This is a genomic window from Pseudomonas sp. Pse79, assembly GCF_024519615.1.
In the GTDB taxonomy this organism is placed as follows: Bacteria; Pseudomonadota; Gammaproteobacteria; order Pseudomonadales; family Pseudomonadaceae; genus Aquipseudomonas; species Aquipseudomonas veronii.
Window position 1 is genome coordinate 479,380 of record NZ_JALJRR010000001.1, and the last position, 22,751, is coordinate 502,130.

The 22,751-nt window shown below is 52.8% G+C and carries 10 protein-coding genes and 1 pseudogene; 1 reads left to right on the top strand and 10 read right to left on the bottom strand.

Annotation, left to right across the window (positions count from 1 at the left end; genetic code table 11):
- Positions 1-7 precede the first annotated feature (7 nt).
- The 3 genes from NR164_RS02155 to NR164_RS02165 all read right to left on the bottom strand — a co-directional run bounded on the left by NR164_RS02155 (position 8) and on the right by NR164_RS02165 (position 5,269).
- Entirely contained in the window at positions 8-2,143 is a 2,136-nt protein-coding gene (locus NR164_RS02155) for a hypothetical protein (RefSeq protein ID WP_256822205.1), read from the bottom strand.
- 384 nt (positions 2,144-2,527) lie between these two features.
- Positions 2,528-4,255, bottom strand: a complete 1,728-nt coding sequence (locus tag NR164_RS02160; protein WP_256822206.1) for an ATP-binding protein — start codon at positions 4,253-4,255, stop codon at positions 2,528-2,530.
- Positions 4,256-4,264: 9 nt separating this feature from the next.
- Positions 4,265-5,269 (bottom strand): SIR2 family protein, encoded by a 1,005-nt coding sequence (locus NR164_RS02165; RefSeq protein ID WP_256822207.1) that lies wholly within the window; start codon positions 5,267-5,269, stop codon positions 4,265-4,267.
- 305 nt (positions 5,270-5,574) lie between these two features.
- Between NR164_RS02165 and NR164_RS02170 the strand changes: the two genes are divergently transcribed.
- Positions 5,575-10,032, top strand: a complete 4,458-nt coding sequence (locus NR164_RS02170; protein WP_256822208.1) for a GreA/GreB family elongation factor — start codon at positions 5,575-5,577, stop codon at positions 10,030-10,032.
- Positions 10,033-10,210: 178 nt separating this feature from the next.
- On the opposite strand, the gene NR164_RS02175 is transcribed toward NR164_RS02170, so the two are convergent.
- The 7 genes and pseudogenes from NR164_RS02175 to NR164_RS02200 all read right to left on the bottom strand — a co-directional run bounded on the left by NR164_RS02175 (position 10,211) and on the right by NR164_RS02200 (position 22,058).
- Complete coding sequence (locus NR164_RS02175; protein WP_256822209.1) at positions 10,211-12,433, bottom strand: hypothetical protein; 2,223 nt, start codon at positions 12,431-12,433, stop codon at positions 10,211-10,213.
- 1 nt (position 12,434) lies between these two features.
- Entirely contained in the window at positions 12,435-13,601 is a 1,167-nt protein-coding gene (locus NR164_RS02180; RefSeq protein ID WP_256822210.1) for an ATP-binding protein, read from the bottom strand.
- Between the two features lie 408 nt (positions 13,602-14,009).
- Positions 14,010-17,522 (bottom strand): NACHT domain-containing NTPase, encoded by a 3,513-nt coding sequence (locus tag NR164_RS02185; protein ID WP_256822211.1) that lies wholly within the window; start codon positions 17,520-17,522, stop codon positions 14,010-14,012.
- Positions 17,523-18,032: 510 nt separating this feature from the next.
- Positions 18,033-18,764: a hypothetical protein gene (locus NR164_RS02190; protein WP_256822212.1), complete on the bottom strand. Its 732-nt coding sequence runs from the start codon at positions 18,762-18,764 to the stop codon at positions 18,033-18,035.
- Positions 18,765-19,019: 255 nt separating this feature from the next.
- Positions 19,020-19,106, bottom strand: a pseudogene (locus tag NR164_RS30430) (IS3 family transposase); the annotation flags it as partial.
- 109 nt (positions 19,107-19,215) lie between these two features.
- A complete protein-coding gene (locus tag NR164_RS02195; protein WP_256822213.1) occupies positions 19,216-20,037 on the bottom strand; it encodes a hypothetical protein in 822 nt (273 codons plus the stop codon).
- Entirely contained in the window at positions 20,034-22,058 is a 2,025-nt protein-coding gene (locus NR164_RS02200) for an AAA family ATPase (RefSeq protein ID WP_256822214.1), read from the bottom strand. The genes NR164_RS02195 and NR164_RS02200 overlap by 4 nt, the downstream gene beginning before the upstream one ends.
- Positions 22,059-22,751 lie beyond the last annotated feature (693 nt).

Sequence of the window (22,751 nt, forward strand, 5' to 3'; positions counted from 1 at the left end):
GGCAGGTTCAAGTCCGTCTAGTGTGACGGCTGACTAGTAGGCCATCGTCTCGCAAGCGTGCGAACGGGAGAAGCCAGTTCATAATTGTTTCTTGATCATTAGTACTACCACAGAAGTCGGATTCATCGAGCAATTCGAGCATCGCCCGAAATGCATAATCGACGGCATGGCAGTTAGAAACAACACGCCCAGAATCGATATAATGATGAATCATTTCAATGAGCTGGGCATGGTCGTCCGGGCGACCGTCTAAGCTTAAGGAGGAAGCCACATATCCTGGAAAGCCGCGCTTTTGAACCGCGATGATGGCGATGGCCCTGTATAGATTTTCCACATCTTGGTTGCAAATGTAGGGCCCTGCAGCCCCGATCGAAGCAGATGTAAAGAAATACTGTAAGGCTTCTACTCCACGCACTATGTCAGTGTTCCAACGACCATGATTTAGAAGTGATGGCTCCCGAGCATCCCGTGCGACGAAGATATTATCTAGGTGCCTCGAGAACTCCTTTGCTTGTTTGGAATGCAGAAATCGTTTCCACCACGAGCCAAATTCACGCCTAAATACGCGCTGCTTTATCTCCGGAAGCAACGTTTCATTCAACCAGCGTAAAGTGAATTCACAGGGCCACCACCCTTTCGACGAAGGGGATCTGTGCGTGAGATCATCCGGCGCCCATAGTAGCTTAACCCTGTTACCGGACGTTGCCCCCTCCTCTTTTAAAGCGCTAATTAAGCAGTGATAGCCTGCGTCGAATTCTGCAGTAGCAGACTCATGGCACGGCTTAAGAAACTCCGCATGACCGTCGAATATGTGCCAAGGTGTAGAGCCATTCGCATAATCGTGTTCCTCGGTGAATCGTCCGATCTCTCTCCAGACATCCTCACGTATGGAAGCAATGACAACTCTATGCGACCCACCCCAGTCAAAAAATGGAAAGTCTACAGCTGACCAATTGCTTTCCATGGCCTTTAGCGAATCGCGCATGACCATGGTTAAAAGATCAGATACATCTGCTAGTTCTTGGACGATTTCTTCTTCGAGAGTCAGCCGGCAATTAGGTAGGTCGATCAGGTACTGGTTGGGCGGGCCTGGCATCTTTCCAACGATGAATGTACGAGCTTTGCTCGACAGGAGCGCACCTGCTTGAAAAAGAAAGCACTTCAGGAGCCAATCGTGGCTCACCGTAATCGTGACTCCCTTTAAATCTTCCTGGTGGAAGTCAAAAGCGGCGGATGCTTTGGAGGATATTTGGTCTGGTAGGAACACACTAACTGAGAACCATGGCCCACTATAAAACCAATGCCGATCGGTATGACTGACTTTCCGGAACGCGTCTATGGAAAAAGGCAACGCCCCTGTCATTTGATGGGCGGAATTTAGTGTCGATCCAGCCGGTAGGTTACTGCCACCCGAAATGCTGTCGAGTAGCCTACCCGATTTTTCAATGAACTCTCTCGCCTTCTGTGCGACTCGCTCCCTGGGATCGAAGACTGCTTTTGAGACAGCATCGAGAAACCCGCTACGTTCCATCCACAAATTGCCGAACGTCTCGACATGCGCCCCTGGAAAAAACTTTGAAAGCAGATCTGGATAAGATTGGATTTTCTGTGTCAGATGGTGAGCCGTCCAAAGTTCACCTTCAATTCCAGATTGCCGTAAGCGTTTTCTTTCGATGTCCCAACGCCTTGCCAGAGGCTCGCCAAGGTCCTCTTGTGCCAAAATAAGCGTAAATGACCGAGCATCTTTCTTCCACCGACCGTGAAGAAATCGATCAATTGCCTCGGTTAGTCGTTTGGAGTCGAATTTCTTCCAAGCCTTGCACTCATAGACATTAAGCTTGTCGATAAAGCGTTCATCATAAGCAAAAAGATCAATACCGCCCTGCTCGGCTCCATTTTTACCGAGCCTTTGACAGCCATGCAGCGATTGCTCCTTGGTCAGCAGCGACCAACAGAACTGTTCGAAAGAAGCCGCCGGCATCCTGGCGAAATCGAGCAGAAACTCGCCTCGATAAAACACTCGTTCGACTGGCTTGACCGTCGCCTTTGCGTGTAGATGATCGGGCCATTCTTGGGGCAGCTCTTCATGGTCTTGAGAACTATCCGCTAATTTGTACGAGTGCTCCTGACTTGAAAAATCCAAAATACATTCCCGAATGCGTTGTTTGCCAAACTCTTGGCGGGTATCTCAATAATGATGGTCCAGAACGCTTCGACTGATCAACGGGCGCTCGCTAGGCCGTCACAAAATTCATAACATCTGTGCCTGTACTGTGCTGCAAGCCGTGCTCGTGTTGAACCAGCGTATTGAGGGTCGGGTAGTGGCGGAGTGTGAAAATGAATTGCTGGCGATTTTGAGCAGGACGCAGAAATTGAAAGCGAATATCGCGCGCAGTACCGCGAGGTATTCAATAGGGCCACCGTGACCGGACAAATCAGAAACACCGCAATGCCCAGGTCTCGGTGGCGAACGTCTGCCGAAAGATGGAATCAAGGGCATTGCGTCCTTGAGGTAGCCGCGACGCAATTACTGGATGTTTTGCTTACGCCAGTTATCTACTGCTATCGATAGACGCTTGTCTTTGACCGGCTTTTGCCATTCATCCCAAAAATTCACAGTGCCGCTATTCGGCTTGTTTTTGGGCTCGTCGATTCTGATCCTGCTCGGCAGCAGGCTCGCATCGCCGACAACCAGGGCCTCGCCGGTATCTAGGGTCGGCAGAATATCGCTGAACCCCCCGAGGCTATCGGGAAGAAGTCGTTTGATAACGCCCTGATCCTCGGCGTTGGTTAGCCTCATGGAAACGAAGTTGCTGCATTGACTGAGCATCGTTTTATTCACTTCGGACGGACGCTGGCTTATCACCACCAGGCTGACACCGTACTTGCGGCCTTCCTTGGCGATGCGCTCGAAAATATCCAGGGAGATATCGTCGACGGACTCCGCCATGTTTCGTTGGGGCATGTAAAGATGCGCTTCGTCACACAGAAGCGCAATCGGATGACGCAGCTCGGATGGCGTCCACTGCTGGACGGAGAACGTGACCCGCGCAACAAGGGAAACGATCAGCGGAAGAACGTCCGATGGCACTTCGGAAAAATTGATGATCTTGATACCGGCTTTGCCATTTTCTCCGGAGCTGCCGAGCACGGCGGTGGTGAATTTTTCGAGCCAGGAAAAGTCCAGAACGTCTCCACCGCCACTGAACATGAAGCCAAGGCGCCGATCAGAAATTTTGTTCTCAAGACGCGAGATCATGCGGGAAAGCTTTCCGTTGAAATCGCCTTGTTTTTCACCACGAGCGCCAGGAACCATCTCTACGTTGATGTCATTCAACCTGCCCATGAGAAAATCGAGGTTGAAGGGGACCGGGCTGTCGACGGTGAAGTGCTTCAGTACATCTGTCTGGCCACCATCTTCTAGGTAATTTTGTTTCGCTTGGTTGATCTCACGCGCCATGATCATGGCCTGGTTGGGCGCATTCTGGTCGCTGCGGTCAACGAACATGGACACGAGAGCTTCATACGAAAGCAGCCAGTAAGGCAGGTAAAGCACACCGTCATCAATGGTGCGCTTAGCCTCAACATCTGCGGGACCGGCCACTTTGAAGTGTTGAATGCCTGGGCCCACCAATGGCGAGTATTCACCATGAAGATCAAAAACAATGGCGTTCGCCGTAGAGAGCCCCGCCATCTGCTCAATGATCTTGGCTGTGGTCCAGGATTTTCCTGACCCGGTGCTGCCGCCGATAAAGGCATGGCGCTGGAAAAACTTGTTCCCGTTGAGGTAGGCAACGGCATGTTCGTCCAGCGTGTATTTGCCCAGCGTCAGGGCGTTACCATCAGCTGAAACGCTGGAGAGCGTGCGCATAAAGTTAGTGAGGTTTTCGCCTTCCAGCGAAAAGCAATTCGCGTCGATTTCCGGAACGCTTTCCAGGGTGCGGCGGAAGACGTTTTCTCTGCTGCCGTCACGATCCAGCATCGTGCCGATCAGGGCGATTTTGCACAGGTTCAGTTCTGATGTCTGATCACTGATGCCATCGCCCACGATGTCCTCGATGCCGCGTTTGCGGGTCACCTGGGTAATGAGGCCGATGAGGTGCTGTCCTGGCCTGCTGCTTTGGAGCACGGCCAGATGGTTGACTTGCAGCCGCTTAAGCTGGTCTACATTTCCCACGTCCACGATCACGTTAGTCGTGTCGACGGAAGCAACCTTCCCAAGCGCGTCTTCATCCTTAAAGTTAAAAATCGGCATCTCTTCTTCCTACATGATGAGTGACAGGTAACCCCCAAGACTCCAGATGTTTTTTTCAACGGTCACCGGAGTCTCATCCAAAGAGGAGTAGACGATGGACTGGTCGTCTGTCGCTCCCCGTTCTATTGCCAGGTAATTCTGTGCCTTGCCGTCAAGGATGAGCTTCTTGGCAGCCTCTGAAAGCTTATAGGTAATGATCGTGATCGGGGTATTCTGACGCAGGCACTTCACCATGAGCTTGGGTTGAATGTGCTCGTCATTGAAGCCGTAGCCAATGCACAGGTAAGAGTTAGCCGCCGTTATCGCTTGGTCAGCGTTGTTGATGATTGAGCGGTATGGCTCTAAATGCGTGGTTTGGTATTTCTGCGTGCCCGGCGTTACGATTTCCGGCTTGTAATTGACAGGTATCCCCTGAATATTTGAAAGAGCCACGATGTCTTCCAGCGGCGATTTAAACCAGTCCAGCGAACCGTGAACCTTCCAGATATTGACCCTCCGGGCAGAATCTATCTCATTCGGCGCAGCCAGTTGCCGGAAAAATCCGTGCGTGAATCCGGTGTAGTGGTGGAGTCGTTCCTGATCACAGGCATATTCGGCAAGCCTGTCGTAATTCGTAGTGACGATATTTAATTTGGCGAGGCTGCTTTTGAACATGTGGCGCAGCAGTCGGCTCAACGGAAACATTGCCTGGTTCTGAAGGCTATCGTTGAAAATTTGAATGTCTTCAGCGTTGATGAGTGACCATGTTGCTTTGATAATTCTGGACGTCAGCTCTTCGGTCACAGCCACCTTATGCAGTGCCGATTCCAGATCGACGCCGTCTGTTAGAACCTGGCAGAATTTTGCCCATACCTCAATTTCTGCTTCGGATAAACCTGAAATATCGGTATGCACTACTAGGTGGTTAGCAAGCGCCCACATTCCGGACATGCCATGAGCAGCCGATGCGCCACTGCCTAGGATGATGAGGGGAGCTCTGCCGTAGTATTCCTGCGCCTGCTTCTGAAAATCCATATTCGGCACTCCATTTTTTATAGGCGGCGACGGCACAGTCGGATCGATATATCGACGGGCTCCTTTCAGGGCCTTGGCGCACGTGCTTGCTGCGTAGTAAATCAACGAGCGACTGAGTAGGCCAAAGCTGAAGCATGATGTCAATTCAGCATCGTGAGGCTATCAGCATTAAACTGGGCCTAATTAAATCGGGCACCCAGTTAGTTAAACAACAGTCAAAACCAGGCAGAAAACCGATCCCCACCCTACGCTCAGGGCACTTTGCCAGTTAATATGCAGGAGTACTCAAGAATTGCGAAGCAGGTATGGCAAAGGCTCCAAGGAAAAAGCCCGCAAGGGACGTTGCGAACAAAGAAAAGGCGGAGGCTAAAGGTCGCCGCAAGCATGTTGCCAGCCCCGTATCGACCGGTGATCGAGGCGGTGCGTTCGAACGACGTGTCCAGGCCGTTCGCCTGCTCGCCATGTGTTTGGGTTTGCAGTGCCCCGGAGCGCGTGACGGCTTTGTCATCACCCAACTTCTGTTCCAGGGGCGGGTATTTGGCCACGATACCGACGACCTGATCATCTACCTCTGGTGCCCTGCCGCTGGGCAAAAAGCGATGCAGCGTTTGCAGATGAAGCGGTCGCTCAGGGCGACCACGAACAAGATCTTCAACGAGTCCGTTGGCCTTGCCTGGGAAGATTTCAGTAAGCCTGGATTCCAGCGCAACCTTGATGAATGCCTCATCGTCTATAACGTCTCCAGCAACTCTCAGATGCAGGGTGCAGTCGAGGTTGTGCGTTCCGCTATGGCCTCTCGCGCTGCGGAAGATTGGGTTGCGCGTGTTAGTGAGGAAGGCTTCAGCAACAAAAGCAATCGTACGGCGTATGCCGCGATCAAGAAGGCTGTGGAGCTTCAGCAGGGATCGCCGGTGGAGCCTGAGGATCTCTACCAGTTCGTGCTGCACCTGAAGTTCATGTCCCATGACCTCGATTCCGACCGCACCATAGAGGTCGACACTCAAAAGCAACTGATCAGCCATCGGATCAGCGGGCGATCGAGTAGCGACGTGTGGGCCTCGCTTCAAAGCATCTGTACGGAGCTCAACAGCACTGCCGGGCAAATCTCCGATGACACGGCTGAGCGCCACATGGGCCTGTTGGCCAAGGAGTTTCAGGCGGCTCGCGCGGTCTGGGAAGGTATCCACGCGCTTCAAAACGCCAAGCTTAGCAACCTCAAGATGTCTGCCCATCAGACCGGTGGCCTCCCGCTGAGCGCTGAGGCTCACAGCCACCTGATACCGCTTGCTGAGCTGCTTCAGCCCCTTTTCTCCCCAGGTGCCGAATCCCAAGGCGCTCTGATGGTCGAGGCACTCCCTGCAGCCCAAACCGCCTCGGCAGACTCGCTCATCTCTCGTCAGCTTGATCGGATCACGCAATGGCAACGTGAGCACCGATATCAGGACTGCTTGAATCAACTGCAGCTTTTGGAAGACGACTTGGGAGACTTTGACGATCACCAGGAGGCCCGCTGGTATCTACTTCGCGGCCTCTCGGTGTGGCACATGGGCGATGACGAGCGCGCTGCGAATGATTTTGACGTCGCAGTAGGCCTGTATGATTCCGACGATCGTATTGCCGCGGCCGCGGTGCGGGCCCGAATGCTCAGAGGTCAAACAGAGGCAGCGGTGGAGACGGGACTGGTATTGTTAAAGCGCTTTCCCGAGTCATTTGTCGTCTGGGTTGCAACTACCAATGCGCGGTTGCTCGCCGGCGAGCGGATCCGCGAAGACGACATCCCGGACGCTTTCACGGACTTGGCGAGCGCCTGGCAACTGGTAGCGTGCTCCCTGGCTGGTGCAGATGACGACGAAGGCGCGGTACACGCCATCCGTGTCGCTTTGGATAAACCGGACAGCTCATTCTTCATCCTTGAAACCTACCTGCGTTACGTGCTGCGGCTGGTGACCCTCGATTCGGTTCGAGTCAACTGTAGGACGCTGCTGCCTGACCACGCTACGCTCTTGGAGGACGCGGTCTCGCGCTTTGACGATCGCGACAGCACTCTTTGGGCTGCGCAGAGCCCAAAAACGTTGAGCGAGGTGATCGCTCATCTGGTTTATGGAATGGCTCTTCTTCAACGTCCTGAGGCTGCATTGGAACTGTTGCAGCAAGCCAGGATGAAGGGCGTTTTGGCCACTCAGGTGATGACCCGAGTCGAGATCGAGGCCTTGTGCGACCTTAATCGTTGGAAGGAAATCACCGATCGCTTCCAGGATAAAGTCTCCGCGTTACCCGAAGAGTCGTTACTCCGGTTCGGGCACGCCTGTCTGGCCCAGTCTCGGCCGGATCTTTTGCAGATTGCACGTGACGAACTTGCCCGGCGTACGGATTCCGAAACCACTCGTCACGTGAGCAGCATGCTTCGGCACTTGCACTGGGATCTGTTGCTACAAGCTGACGATGTGGCCACCGTCTGCCATGAGCTGGAAGAGGCAAGCGTCACTCCGCAGAGCCAGTCCGTCGTAGACTTGTATTTTGCCTCCCGTGCGTATCAAAGCGACGAGGTCATGCGAAATCGGATCGAGGATAGAGTCGCCGAGCTAGCTCCTGTTTCCTCCGAGCCCCAAGAGCTTTCGATGGGCGCACGCGTGATGATCTACGCTCGCCGTTATGATGACGCAATAGGTTTGCTCGAAAAACTGCTACCTGTAGATGCGTTTACTCCGCTACATGTTGATCTGCTCCATAGCTACATTCTGACGGGGCGCCTGGCTCAGGCGCGTGATCTGCTGGAGTCGATGCCCGCAACGTGGCGCAGCTCCCCTGAGGCACGAGAGCAAGCGCTTTTCCTTTACAACAGCGTGGGCGACTGGACTCGGATGCGCGAGATCATCGAGCTAAATGTGGCAGATGCCCCTAAAGACGTTGGCGCGTGGCTGATGAGGATTCGCGTCAGCGCCTGTGAGCGAGTCCTGGATATAGACGTCGTTGTGTCCGAAGTGCCTTGCCACCTAGAAGGTGCAACCAAGGATCTATTGCTGCTGGCCAGCATTGAGATGCGCCATGGCCTAGCCGAACGCGGGTTGAACCGAATCGCCTTTGCGATGCGCAACGCACAAGGTGATGTTGAAGCTGCCGCTACTCACGTGCAGGTAATGTTGCTGTTGCCTGACGATATGGCGAAGGTTCATCAGGCGCCAGAGTTCGTCGCGCCTGGCACGTCCGTTGAGCTTGCAGACGCACATGGTGGTCGGCGCCACATCAGCCTCGATTTCGAGGGTGCTGCTCATCCGTCAGGTTACGCGGAATTAATTGCGCCAGACTCTGATTTTGCTAGGCAACTGATTGGGTTGCGAGTAGGCGAAACGGTGTCCGTTCCCAATCTGATGGGGGTGCAGACATTGGAGGTGACGCAAATCTTCACTCTCCATCGCCGACTGCTTGAGCTTTCGCACAAGCTCGTCTCGGAATCTGTCGTCCCTAGTAAAACCCTCGTCTCGATGACTATCCCGCAGGATGCCAATGGCGAGATGGATCTGTCTTTCTTCCACGAGCAGATGGTTCAACACCAAGCTCAGGTTGAAAAAGCCTTTGCTCAGTACGAGGAACAACCGATACCACTAGGTTTGACTGCCAAGCGCTTGGGGCGTGATGTCATCGATCTGGTTCGGGGCTGGCCTCTGGATGGCCCGTGGTTGGATGTATCCGTCGACGGGCTATCGCATGACGTGCTCCCCTGCCCCCTGGATGGCTCTATCTGGGTTGTCGACCTGCCGATGCTGACGGAGCTTGCGATCCTGGAGCTTCTGGATGTGCTTGAGCATCTGCCCAAGGTATATGTCAGCACTGCCACGCGGCAGGCGCTTGATATGAAGCTTGAGTCGTTGGGGCCATTCCGAAAGAGCGGCACGATGTTTTCGCACGAAGGTCAGCTCGGCTTTCACGAAGAAACTGAAACTTCGCATGCGCTCAATCAGACATTCCTCCGTAGCATCGACCTGGCCATCTCCAACTACTGCACCATCGTCCCGGCATATGGGCCGCGCCAACCTACACCATTGCTTCAGCGTCTCAGGGATATCCTTGACGTAGAGGCGCATGCATCCTTGATGCTGTGCCTTGAGTACGAAGCTGATCTGTTATCACTGGATGGTCGCCTGCGCCAATTCGCCTTAGCCTTGGAGATAACCTCGGCCTCGCCCCAGATGTTGCTCAAGGCAATGGCGGAAAGCGGAACGTTGAAGCCTGTCGAGTATTCGCGCGCGCTCATCAAAATGATTATCGCCCACCGCACCTTCGTCACGGTCAACATCGCCGACCTGATCGCGATGATGGATCAGGGTCTAATTTTCGCCAACGCAGGCATCAATGGCCTACGAACTTACCTCGCCAATCCGCGTGTGGAATTCCACTCTGCAACGTTTACGGTGATCGGATTCATCTGTCAGATGTACGCCACCGGTCGCTGTGCTTTCGGCATTTTTCTGGAGCTGATCAAACACCTGATGGAGCCGATGTTCCGGCACCCTCATTGTCCGAAAGACTGGGTCGATTTGGCACTCCGTAGTTTCGCGCCTCTGCGGTCTCATGACTTCACGCCTACGCATTGGGCACTCATACAAAAACAGCTCATCAGTGCGCAAGAAGAGGCTCGTAGCCCAAGTAAACTTGTCGTCCTGGAGGCCCAACTAGTGTTCATGCGTGTGGCTCCGTGTTACATCCATAGGGAGATAGCCCGGCTCACTAGTGAGGCCCACGCTGCGGCCCATGAGGTGACCTAGGGCGACAAAGTCAATACAGCATGGCATTGACCACAAGTGATAGAGCAATAGGGGAATGAGCTGACGTGAACTGCCGAGGAGTCCTCGGCATTTGTTGACACAGAAGCTGCTTTCCCTAAAGTGCTCGCCCGTCCAGTTCCTGCAATCCGCTCAAAGAGGTAACGGCTGTTCACAACATTTAAAGGACTGGGCCCGCACTAGGATCCAACAGGAGATTGATGTCTTCGACGTGAGGAGTCAGCGTGATGATCAGATTCTTACGCAGGTCTGCATCGACCTCTTTGTGTAGCCTGATTTTACTGATTGCCAACGCCATGACGAACTCCATAGCAGCCTCACCCCGCTCGTATCCATATCCCGCAGCGACGCGGAGAATGATGTCCGACATCGACAGGCTGTATGCCTCGTGAGCCCGATAGTCAAGCTCCGTAGGCAACGCAGCACGAAGGAATGCAGCCTGAATGACACCATCGTCGAATCGTGAGAATAGCTCTGGCGAGAGAAGTACCTGCTGAAGCTCACCTGACTCGAGACGCTTAGCATTCTGAACCTTACTGCTGTACCGAGCGTTCTGCAAAATCCACAGAATCGTCAGGAAGATATCGGTAGATGACGCATCTCTGACATCGCCCCCCGTGTCGACGAATGCGAACCCCCTGCTGATCTTCATCGGCGCCTTCGTTTGCGAACTTCGCCAGAAGGGATCGTTGCTTAGGCCGAACGACGACGCATTGTCGAAGGCGCTCATGCGCTGCGCGATTGCAGGCGAAAACTTGCTACTAACAGAGCATAGCGAGTCCAACAAAAGCTGTTCTTTTTCCCAGTGTGTGGTGCAAGCCCTCTCTGCCGCAGGAATCCGCATGTATTCCTTTACAACATACCTACTGTGACCTTTGGACGGCTGAGTCAGATTGGATACAAGCTCGCTCATCATTTGATGACTCCGCCCGAAGAGAGCGCCGACGATGTACAGCCGAGTACCCGATTGCTGGGCAGTCCTAAGGCGTCTGCTAACGCTTTGAAGCCTTGAACCTCGTTCGGCAGCCGCTGCGATGACGATTACTGAACCATTGAATTCATCACTCGCATCGAAATCATCGAAGCTGACTGTGGATGAAGTTTTTAGACCATATCGGGTCAAAAATTGCACGGCTACATCAGCCAGGCCTTTGCTCGCATTATCGTTTTCGTAAATGACCCTAGTGGTCGACGCGACAGCCTCTTCTAGCAGTACCTGGTCGAACCACTCTACGAACTTTTCCGTGGCCACGAGCCTCTCTTTATCGACGTAAACAGAGCGATAGCGAGTACCTGGGCGGTCATTTGCGTAGCAGCTAAAGAGATCTTTTCCGATGAATGAATAAAACATCGTTTGGAGCTCGTCTGGAGCGTGGTCGGTGCCGATGTTTAGGAATTTTGCTTCACTGTGATCGGCGACGAAGCGCTCGCCATGAATCCGGATTAGCCGGATCCCATCCGACTCTCCCTCTGCCAGCATTTCGAAGTCTGCGGGCTGCTTCAAAGTGTGCAAGATCGTGCAGCACGATGAAGCTCCTTCGAATGAAAGGAGTGTGGTAACTCGGCATTGATGCGCCCGGTGCACCCCGCTCCACTGCTGAGCGAGCCCACACCTTGTGGATGCAGAGATCAAACATAGAGCACGCACACCATTCGCCAACGGCCCGTCCTGAATGAGACCTTCATGCGAGTGGAAGGAACGAATGTGGGCAAAGGTGGGCCTGTTGAACCGGGACAGGTAGAGCTGCAACGAGAGAGCCAGCGGCAGCAGGGCGATGGTATCTAGATAGATTGTGTCGGGTACGCCCAGCCCATCCTGCTCAGCTTTTTTGATCAAAGGTAGGCAAGCCAAGGCTAGGTAGTGGGTATGGAGCGTCTCTGATAGGAGATCTTCTGCACGGATGAAGTAGTTCGATGCGCGCGAAGACGGCTTCGAATAGAAAAAGCCCGCCGGCGCTTTCTTGAGAACATTCGAACGTTTCACGAGCTCGGCCAAGCCCGCTTTTACGATTGAGGCCGACTTCGATGTGATCAGTTTAGGAATTCGGCCTACCGTCCCGGAGAGATGCTCGAACTCTGTGATGACGCCATGCTCATCGAAGAAAGCGCAACCATACGTCTGCGCTGATTTTGCTGCTCTACGACTCAGTTCGGCCATCAATGGTGAAAGCGGATCAGCTTGCTGAGCCTTGAATTCAGCCAGCGTGTATTTTGGCATAAGAAAGACAACCACATCAGGCATCACATAGCCTGGGAGCTGCTTCTGCAGCGCATGAGCAGCCTGGGTATCGGTCAGAATGTCTGGGCCAACGAAAAAGACGACCAGGTTTACTGGTTTAGAGCCCTGGCGAAGCTCAACTTCGAAATCCATGAGGTCGAACATGTCACGCCACCGGAATACAGATGGTGAATACAGTGCCTTCAGCTGCCGCCAGCTCGCGCTTGCCATGCCAGACGGATGGGTTGAAGTCCATAACCTGATCACTTCCCTGGAATGCTTGCTGCAAAGAGAGTCTCCCGGTACGCAGCCGGACGTATGCTTTGAGTTTGTTCAAGGCCTGCACAGCGTTGTGGAGCCCCATCCCTGATGTCTCCGCGTCTGGCTTCGAAGTGACATGTTTTTTAAAGCACTCAAGCGTCGCTTCGAGTTCTTCCTGTAGGCTGAGCGCTTCGAGACTCTCGCGTGGACGTTTTTCTTTCGCGGTCAGCCAGCGCCGGGCTAGTCCTGGACCGCTGTCGATCACAGAGATCTCGAGAAAGCTCAGGACGTCTGTCTGCTTTAGAAAGTGCTTGAGAAGAAACCTAGCAAGCTCCGGCTCGTTGTCGGAATAGCTCAGCACATCTTCCCGGTTCAGCTTGTTGAACTTAATTGAGGCTCCACGAAGAGCTTTTTTGTATTTCTGCCCCTTCACGTCGGTGACAGCATGCTGATCGGCGTTGGAAATGAGCTCCCAGAGCACGCTCCCCAGAGCTGGAAGCCCTGCACGCAGCAATGTCACTCGGTCGTCGGCTTTGTTCATCAGCGCAGACGAGGACTCGATGAGTGAGGAAAACCAGGATTTCGGCTGTAGCCGAGGGTGCGGATCCGGAGGGCCAAAGTAAAACGGTTTGATGTACTCTCGTTGAGCATTGTTGATGCAAAAAAGGTTGATCGCTGTGGGGCGAGCGCCTTTTCTGCTGGCGGTATTTCGAATGTCGCCATCAAACATGGCTTCAACGAGCGGCCTGATTGCCATGAGGGCCTGGCGGCGCTCAATGAGCTCGTGATTCAGAGTATGTACCTCGCCGCACATAATCAGCGCAGCGAAGCCAGCAATCGTCTTGGCTAAACGAGCGATGTGCTCATCGGCTTCCCCTGCGCCAGCATACAGATGCAATACCGGCTGTTCGGTTGATCTGGCCCAACTAATGATGAGCTGTGCCAGGGAGGCATCCACCCCTAGCCCTCCTCCATAGCTCATGCTGATGGGCAACCTCACGTTTGGGTCGCTGCCCATTGAATGGTACAGACCCTCGATCTCGTACAGGTTGAGCTTACGGTTGATCTGCATCAGCTTCCCTCACGTTCCGTCGTTACAAAAAGAGCGAGCTTGAATCGCCAGGGGCTCGAGCAACAGGCCTGCACGATCTAGATTGAGCGGCAGTATCCTACGCGAGCCGAGCGTGGAAGACGACGGGATAAGCACGCCTGCCCCCTGCATCGCGATCATCACAACATTCAGCCGTTCGCAAAAAAAAATACAAGAGCGTATTTTGTCCTTTAGGGTGAGTTAGCCTTGTCGAAGTACATCCTCTAACCATTGCGAAAATTCAGCAAGTCTCCAATATTCATGTTCAGATACCTCCATTCCGTCTGCATATCGGCTTTCGTAAAATCGTTCGATATTGAGAAAATATAATTTTTAATTGATCTACCGACTTTAGGGCTGCTGAGATCTATTGTGCTGAGCAACTGCAAACTATAAATCAGCAATCCTATCGGCCAAACCAATCATGGTATTAAGCGGCGTTTGGAATGACAATATTGTCTGATGATCCTCACGACCTCCCCAATGTTCAACAGCCCTTTCGACCCTGGCCTTATCCAACTGCACCCCTTGATCCAGCCATTGATTGAGCAGCTCAACAGCTGAATTGGCAGTCTTCTCATTCATTGAACAAAGGCACTCAAAGGCCATTTCCATGAGTTGGGGCACAGGAGAAACCTCGAGCGAGCTAAATAGCTCTAATATACTGCTGACATCACCAGTCGCATCGCGCACAAATCTTCGCCACGCCATATTTACGAGTAATTCAGGGTGGTGATGCCTAACAAGCTCAATCAAAAACCAGAGCGAACGCCCGCTTGCCTGAGTCATTAACGACTCAAGCTCTTCATGCGCAATAGGGAATTTACAACATATACATGCAGCTAGCTGAGCTACCCAATCTGAAGGGTGGAAAATGGCTTGCTTTATCTCATCTTGATGAAACTGGGCAGAAATATTTTGTTCCCAATCCAAAGGCGAAATGTCAACATTTGGCAGAATATGGAATATTGATTTATTCCCTGCGGCAAAAAGCGCTAGTAGTTCTGACGACTCTTGAGCGAGTTCGTCTAGGTCAAGCGGAAGGTAGGATGCGACGTGCTTCAGTACATACTCTATGCCAAACCCATCGGCTTCCTTAATCCAGCTAAATACATCAGACGCGGGCGTACGCATGTATCCTGACCCGTTCAAAAAAGCTGAGAACTGAGGGAAAGCCTTTTCTTTTCTAGGCGAAATGTCACTCCTGACCTCAGCGGCGAACACTTTAGCTATCGTATACGCGGCAATCAAATTTGCCTCATCATGAGTGGGGCCAATAGGTCTAAATGAAACCCCGGACGGAGCAGGGACAGGAGAATCCCAGCTAACTTGCAATGGTTCGAGTTCTCGTGAGCGCAAATTCGCATTCGCGCTGATCAAAAGCGAAGCGTTACTGTAGAATTTACCTTGAATTTCATTTTCGGCAAAATCCCTAGCGCAGTGATTTGGCTGTGCTTTTAACGCGCCCAGCGCAAGACGACGTAGTAGATCAAGATCACTCCGATCTTGCTTGTCTACAAAAAAATTCCTTAGATCAGTTGGTGGAACCGTCGGCTCCAAATCTCGGAGCGCTGCAGCGACATCTAGACCTCTGGTGCCGTCTTGGGCATACGCAGCCCAAGCCACAAGCCTTATAGCCGGATCTTGTGACTCGAGGCGATGCCGAGCTTCATTGCTTACGTGAAGAGAGGCTTCTGGCCCGACGTTGCAGAGCGCCAAACCAATGATGAACTTGTCATTCTCACCATCATCAACGGCTTTAAATGAACGCTGCACAAGTTCCAGGACTTTCGATGCGGATACTTTAATCTCCGGTTTAGCAAGCAATCCGAGGGCTGTTTGAAGCTGCTGTGTAATACCCTTTACATGGCGTTTGAGATGCAAGGATATCAAGCTGTCCGCCAGCCCCATACCAACACCGAACTCGACGGCCTCATGCATACGCTTCTCATCCATCGCTCTTTCAAGCGATTCTTCCGGCTGATCTAGAAGGTAGCGCGACGCCATGAACTCACAGAACGTTTTGTGGATGAACACCAAAATCTCAGTATCACCATGACAGACCCTTTCAATCAGTCCGATATCTGTCCAATGCTTCACAGCTGTCCGAACATCTGACATCAAGGAAAGCACCGAACCTTCCATCAATCGCGACAGCTCTTTTGCCACTTTTTTCAATAGATCATTAAAAATGATCAAAGGATCATCAAGCAGAATCCAGCTTATGATCTCCAGAACCGTTCTATTGACGTCAAATTGCTCCGACATCCGTTTTTCCGATTCTTTTTCAAATAGATTGATGAGCTCGGAGTACAGTTTCACACGCGTCCGTGGTAATGCGCGTTTACGATGTATCAATGCCGCAGACATCCCTAGCAATTGCGGACTTATCGCGAACGCTTCGCTCGGACTATATGCATGCTTAAAACCGGCTCTAATGTCGGGACAACCGGGAGGCGAGTCCTCGGCAATAGCGATCGCGCGTAAGAGCTTTTCGAGATTCTCATCTCCCTCTGCTATTGTAGGAGGCAGCAGCGTATAGTGAACCCAATCTTCTAATTGATTTGTGGTATAACCTATTGGCCTAGTGGTCACTATAATTCTAAACTTTGGATGCCCGTGCGCGAATCGCCGAATGTGATCAGCCACCTCCTCATGGGCTTGCCCGCACTCATCAAGCGCATCTAGCAGTACAACGCAATCGAATTGCCTGATGTTTTTTACATCTTCTAGCGAAACATTCGACTCACTGAAAGAATTTTCCATAAGGAGGCTGGGGAAAGTCTGCCCACGCCTGATTCCCGCCGCTATCCAGCTTAACTGTGCAGTTAATACCATGAAGCCGTCTAACGCATACTGATGCGCCAGCTCTCTGAGCATGGTCGACTTGCCTAATCCTGGGCCTGCTATCACCACGGCACGCGTTTTGAAACGCGCCGTCCAGACGGAGTCGAACACCTTAGTTATGGAGTGCCGGTACGGAATCCTTTGATAGCGCTCCAAGGCTGATGGCAGATCGACCGCTTCGACCTGCTGGAAAGGACGGTGCTCCAACTGCATAGGCAGCAAATGGTCAATCGGGATTCTTTGAGCAACTCCCGTGATCGCGAAGTCGTTGTGTGTGTCGCATACCCACTGGGAAAAACGATCAAGGAGGCCCGCAGGACTGCTGTCATCACGAAGTTTGATGGCCCTACTCCGCAATAGTCGCACCAAGTCGCGCAACGCCCAGCGGCCGCGGTTTTCGATCAAACGCAAAGCGCTGTGGCAGAGTGTGTCCCAGGCTGCGGAGGCGTCTGCTTCGTACACGCAGACATCACGGAGTACACTTTTTGCAGCGTTGATATCCCCGTTTTTTGCGATGAGCGTATCGATGACCCGGATTCTGAGTGAGTGACACCCAGACTCAGGCGGCACGCCCGCAGCTTTCAAGCGCCTGGCGAACTCTTGGGCTATATCCGATAACTGATCAATTCGACCTTGTCCTAATCGCTCAATGTCGTCAGCAAGGTCTTCCCTGATGGTGGTACTTGCATCCGATGCGACGGCCAAGATCCCATAAGCTATCTGCTTTGTATGAATCGCTTTGGCAAGAGCCAGTAACGGAGTCCACAGGTTATCGCTGCGAGATAAGCCTTTTTTTGCCTGTACCTCGATTGCAGTATCATCCGCCAGTTCGATACGTAAATCATCACCCGGGCCTTCACTCTCGGCCCAGACAGCGACAGGGCGGTCATCGCAGACACCATCAAGCCAACCAAGAGGCGTACCGCGCAGAATATGAGCTCCGACGATAGCAGTCAGCGAAGCCTGGAAGTTGGCACCTCCTCCGAACGCAGCGCCACCACCAGTTTTCTTGTTCTGCCCCTTTAGCGTGGAGCTCAGGTTGTTCGATTCCGTCATTCTATACTGGCTCAATCCGGCGTCTAAATCCCAAGCTGCTCATAAAGTTCTGTTGGTCAGCAAGGCGTCAAAAACAGGGAAGGCAGCGTACTGCCCTGACCTAAGCGAAGCTACCCCCCTTCGGTACCTTTCAGATCATTATGCCTTGCCGCCAGCTCTATTCTCAGCTGACTAATTAGTCTCTTTGCTTTAATGCTTTGCACCAGAAACACACAGACTGTTATGCCTGCGATTAACACCAGAAGCTCCATGAGCAGCTATCCATGTCTGTGACAAAACGTGGATCGTACATCGCTATCATGGCCAGTCGCCATCATCTTCAGATCATCAACCTGTCCGAGCCACCTCGTAGCTGGGCTCCGATCAGTACAGTCACGCTCCCTAGAGATCAGGTAGGTCTGTTCTGCCTCAAAGAAACAGACGGATGAGAGGCTCTTCATGAACTCAAGTCTGTGTACATTGTCTGTTTGATTCCTCAAGCTGTGAAGCAGGCAGTTCACAGCAAACAAGTTAACGAACCAGATCAATGTCCTTGGCGTATACGAAGCCTTCGGTGGTGGTGATTGGTAAATTGGACGGGCTGCAAAAAACGTCGTGTTTGCCAATGTTATTTTCAGCACGATAAGACCAGTCGAGCTCCTGGATTACCTTCTTTTCGCGAAGCTCTGGGATTTCTCGGCATTTGTCCGCAATAGTATTCGTAATGTTGAAAACGAATTTGTACAGATCGAATCCGAGTTCGTAGATCCTTCCGTCAAGCCTTAGCCTAGGCTTTTGGCAGAACATTTCGAGGTCTTTCATGAGATTTTCGGCGTAGTCGAAGATCTCAGCGATATCACTCATTTCCCTCTGCACGAATCGCAACTTGGCTTTGTAATTTTTGTTTTTTTCGTCAGGTATCGTGTTATCGATAAATGATTTCACGCTTTTTGCGAGCACTTCTAGTGGTATTAGAAGGTGTTGCGAATGGCTAACAAGAACATTTTCCTCGACCTTGACATGGAGACGAATTTCGTCGACGTCGCCGACGTGGTGAAAATAGTTTCTGACAATCCGGAGCATTTTGAATTCTGGAGCAGTTTTGATGCTGCAGTTGAATAGCTCAAGCAGCTTATCAGCCGTAGAGTGGAGGTTATTCAGGTAGGTAAATAGCGTGTTGATGTCCCGCGCTTCAGAATGCCTGATGTCCAACAGTTCGCGCTGGCTGTGAAAATACCGATCAATAAACGTGTACTTCTCCATGTGGCTAGGCTCCCCTCCCAGGCTGATTTCACATCTTATATACTGAGGCGCAAGATTGTTCGAGCTCGTGCTCATTCACCCCGTTCTGCGCACAGTGTAGGGCGAGGTAAGCCATGTGTTGGCAACCTTCACGCCGTCCAGTCTGCGCGAGTAGGCCGGGCTATATCCATTCTATTGCATAACCACCACAGCCAATGCCTGTAGGCGGTGATGCGATTTTTGGACTGACCCCGCCCCCGTAGACATTTTCCAGCCTCAAAGTGAGGCACTTTCGAAGGCCTCAGGGCTGACGCCGCCCAAGTGACTGTGACGACGCGTTCGGTTGTAAATCGCTTCAATGTAGCCGCCTGCGTAGAGTCTGTCCTCTGCGCGACAGGCTCATCCGAGATGCGACGGACGCAACGTCACAACTCCGAGTGGCCCCTTTTTGACTTGGTGCCCAGCAAGCCCCTCAAACGGGTAGATTGAGGTCTACGATGTACTTGCTCATGTGCTTGTGGATCAGCATACGACTGAAGGCGACATAGGCTTCCTTGGGATCGAGAAACGAGACCAAATCTTCCAAATCGGCGCCAGGGTCTCTGTGTCCTTCCAAAGCATCCACAGTATGACGCATCGCGGCGCGTACCATGCGAGCATGACGTGCGCGCATTTGCAGCAGCTCAGCACGAGCCAGTCCAAGGTAATAGATGCTGGCTTTACCCTTGGGGCTTGGCTCTCCATCAATCAATCGCGGCTCCACGCGCCCATCCTCCAAGAATACAAGATGGTCGGCAGGATCATCGATGCAGGGGTTCAGCAGCAACGGTTCTTCCCTGAGAACAAACCAAGGCCCAGACGCTCGCTTTGCCTCATCAGCAAGGGGGAAGAAGTTAGTCTTCCCGATCACTCTGGCGTTGCCATCGCAATCATCCTGCGTCCTCGGGCGGTTGCAGTCAGCGCAGGACAACAGAAGGTTTGGCCACTTAGCTGCCAACCAATAATATCCAGGTGCGACCTGTGCAGGCGCATCATCAGTCTTGGGGTAGACAACCACCTTTCCCTTAGGCCTGTAGTGCTCCACATCACCGGGCTGACTACCCGCCAACAGCGATTCGCAAAACATACATTTGCGCCCGAATAATTCCGTCAGCTTCTCTTTAACTGGATCGGCCGAGTACGCGTTGAATTTTCGCTCTTTAGGTTCGAGATTACGGTGCTTCCTCAGTTCTGCGAGCCCTTTCCGGACTAAACCTTTGGGGGTACTACCCTTAGGGCGCTCAACCTTGATCATTGCTCGCTCTCTACCCGGCCAGTCAATGGCGTGACCTGCTGCATGAGGAATTTGAGCTTCGACACAGTCGAGTCAGTAAAGAGCTGTACATTCGCAGCCGCTTCCGCAGGAATATCGACCGCTCCTGTAGCGTCCAGCATCTGCAGAGCCATTCGCTCTCGACGGCTGCCGCCGAGGTAACGAGTGTCCGTTAGCTCCGCTACCAGCTCGGCAAGCGACTGCTCTTCCTCGACAGACCGCTCCGGCTTGCTCAACAGCTCTTCATAAGTCTGAATCTTGATTTCGAGCTCAGGATCCACTGTGCTACGCAGTCCAAAATGCTCTGATGTAAGGAGCTGCTCAACCCTGAGCTTGGACACAGTGGGTAGGTTTTCGAGCGCGTAGATATGGTTCAGCCTATCCCGCCGCAGCACTGCAACCTCACCTTCCTTCAAACCACGAAGGCACAGTGGGTCATGAGTGCTGTAGATGATCTGGGCACCAGGGAACGCTTCCCGTAGCGCCGGTAGACACTGGAGTCGCCAGGCCGGGTGGAAATGGTTACCGAGTTCATCGATCAGGACTATTCCTTCTGCCGAATCAAGCGCGGCGCCGGATAGCGAGAGCACCTGCATGATGTCCACAGCCATGCCGATCATGCACTGGTACCCGTCGCTCAGCTCATGGAGCTGGCGCCCTTCGATGCCGCCAACATTGAGACTTAAGGAGCCATCGGCAGCAATGATGACCTGCACCTGATGATCCTTCGGCATCAACCTGAGCAGTACTTCGTTGACCTCTTCCAGGCGCTTGCGATCGAGGCTTTTCAGCCACTCTGATGGGTTAGTGATCGGGAGGAACGGGTCGAACAGGTTATCGATCTTCGCATGGTCTTTTCCGGGCTTTGCTTTGTGGCGCTTGGTTGCGAGCAAACGCGTGGCCCCATACGCCACAACCAACGAGCGAGAGTGCTCGTTGCTGAACCGGATCTTCTTATTGCGAGTGAAGGTCATCGAGACCTGATCGCCACCCACCAAGGTGACGACGACTGAACCCTCGTAGGATCCGGTAGCCAGAAGTTTGTTGCTGGTGCGACGAAGTGCTTTCGAATATGCCTCGCCGGACAACGCCAGTGCCAAAGCCCTCAGCACCGTGCTCTTTCCCGCTCCGTTCTCACCTAGCAACGCGTAACAGGGCGCGCTCGACGCGCCGGTTGCTTCTAGGTTGAGATCCAGGTGGTCGATGGGCCCAAAGTTTTTGATCTCAAGCCGCGTAACGTATTGGGCTTTCGTCAAGTAGGAGTCCATGCCCTCCTTGGTCTCGGTATCAATCCGCTCGGTCGGTGCAGCAGCCTCATAAGTTGCAGGTTCATCCTCACGCTCATCCACGATGGGTCTCGGGAATTCCCATGAAGTCCTGCTGAGCTCAGCCGAGAGCTGACGCCATAGAGCGGCATGTGCGCGATGGTCGCTTTCCTCATGCCAGCTAGGTTTACCAGCTGTCATCAAAACCGCCTGCTCGCGGCGGGTTTGCACCAGTTGCCGACGATTGAGATCTAGCAAGTCAATCGTGATTTTTCCACGATCGCTAAGCGGAAGCACGATTCCGTTGGACTCGAACTTAAGATGGAGATCGGGCTCATCACTACAGGGATCGATTAGGCCTGGCCTTTCGACCGTTACTGTTTCCAAGTACGGGCTATCTGGACACGAATGGCCCATTTGCGGGAAGCGTTTTGATTTGTAGCGATTACATACCGGGCAGGCCCAGTATAGGTTACGCCAGTCCGCTTGCAGGTGTGTGTAGTGCGGTTCTCCTCGCACACCGGTCTTGGGGCGGAAGCGTTCGATGGCGCCGCTGCCTCGATGCGCATAGCTCTCGCAGTAACAGCAGATGGGGCCGAAAACTTTTATTAAGTCGTCTGCCAGGTCACTTCTGTATTTTCTGAGGATATCATCGCGGTGAGGCCAACCCTTTGAAGAAGGCCCGTAAAGTTGCTCCCATTGGCTCCTGTCATCCGCAAGGAAAGGGATCAGATACACAGGGCACTCAGTGCGATGAATTGGGGTCACAGCGGCATCCTTGGCGGTGTTCCCCGCGCAGGGCTGTCGGGGTGGCAGCGAGATCATACGCTGCCTAGATTGGGCAATGCCACTGTGCCATACGTCGCATTGAGCCCAGTCTAAAGAACACTTTCTCGGCGATTGTCACGTTGGCTTGCTGGCGGCGGTGTCTAAGACACTACTTTTCGTACAGTGCCTAGTAGATGCGAGCCCAGCGCAGCAACTTTCTCGCGGTAAGCCTGTAGCCTATTTTGGATTTATCTAACCTCCAAAGCGGAAGCCGTAGTGCGACACGCCGGAAGTCTTATGAACATAAATCGATGAACAGTCTCCTCATCTATTCGTTCTGTGCGCCCGTAGTACAATACGGTCTATCGGCTTGTGAACATCTGACATCGCCCACTTGTATAATCCTGTGCCAGGTTAGGAAGCCGCGGATTCGCGCTGTCCATTTCCATTTACCCCTAGTCGCTTTTCCACAAAACCCCGTTTGCTGAAAAATCAGCGCTGTTGGCGCTCCATCCTCACACCCGCCCTTAGGTCGCCCTGTCACGGAATCTCCGTTTCCGTATCTGAAGCTTTGGTGACTGGCTAGCACCCAGTACGTCTGCTAAACGTAAATGCACCACGCAAAGATTCTAGCGCGGGTTCACCAATGACGCGGCCATTCAT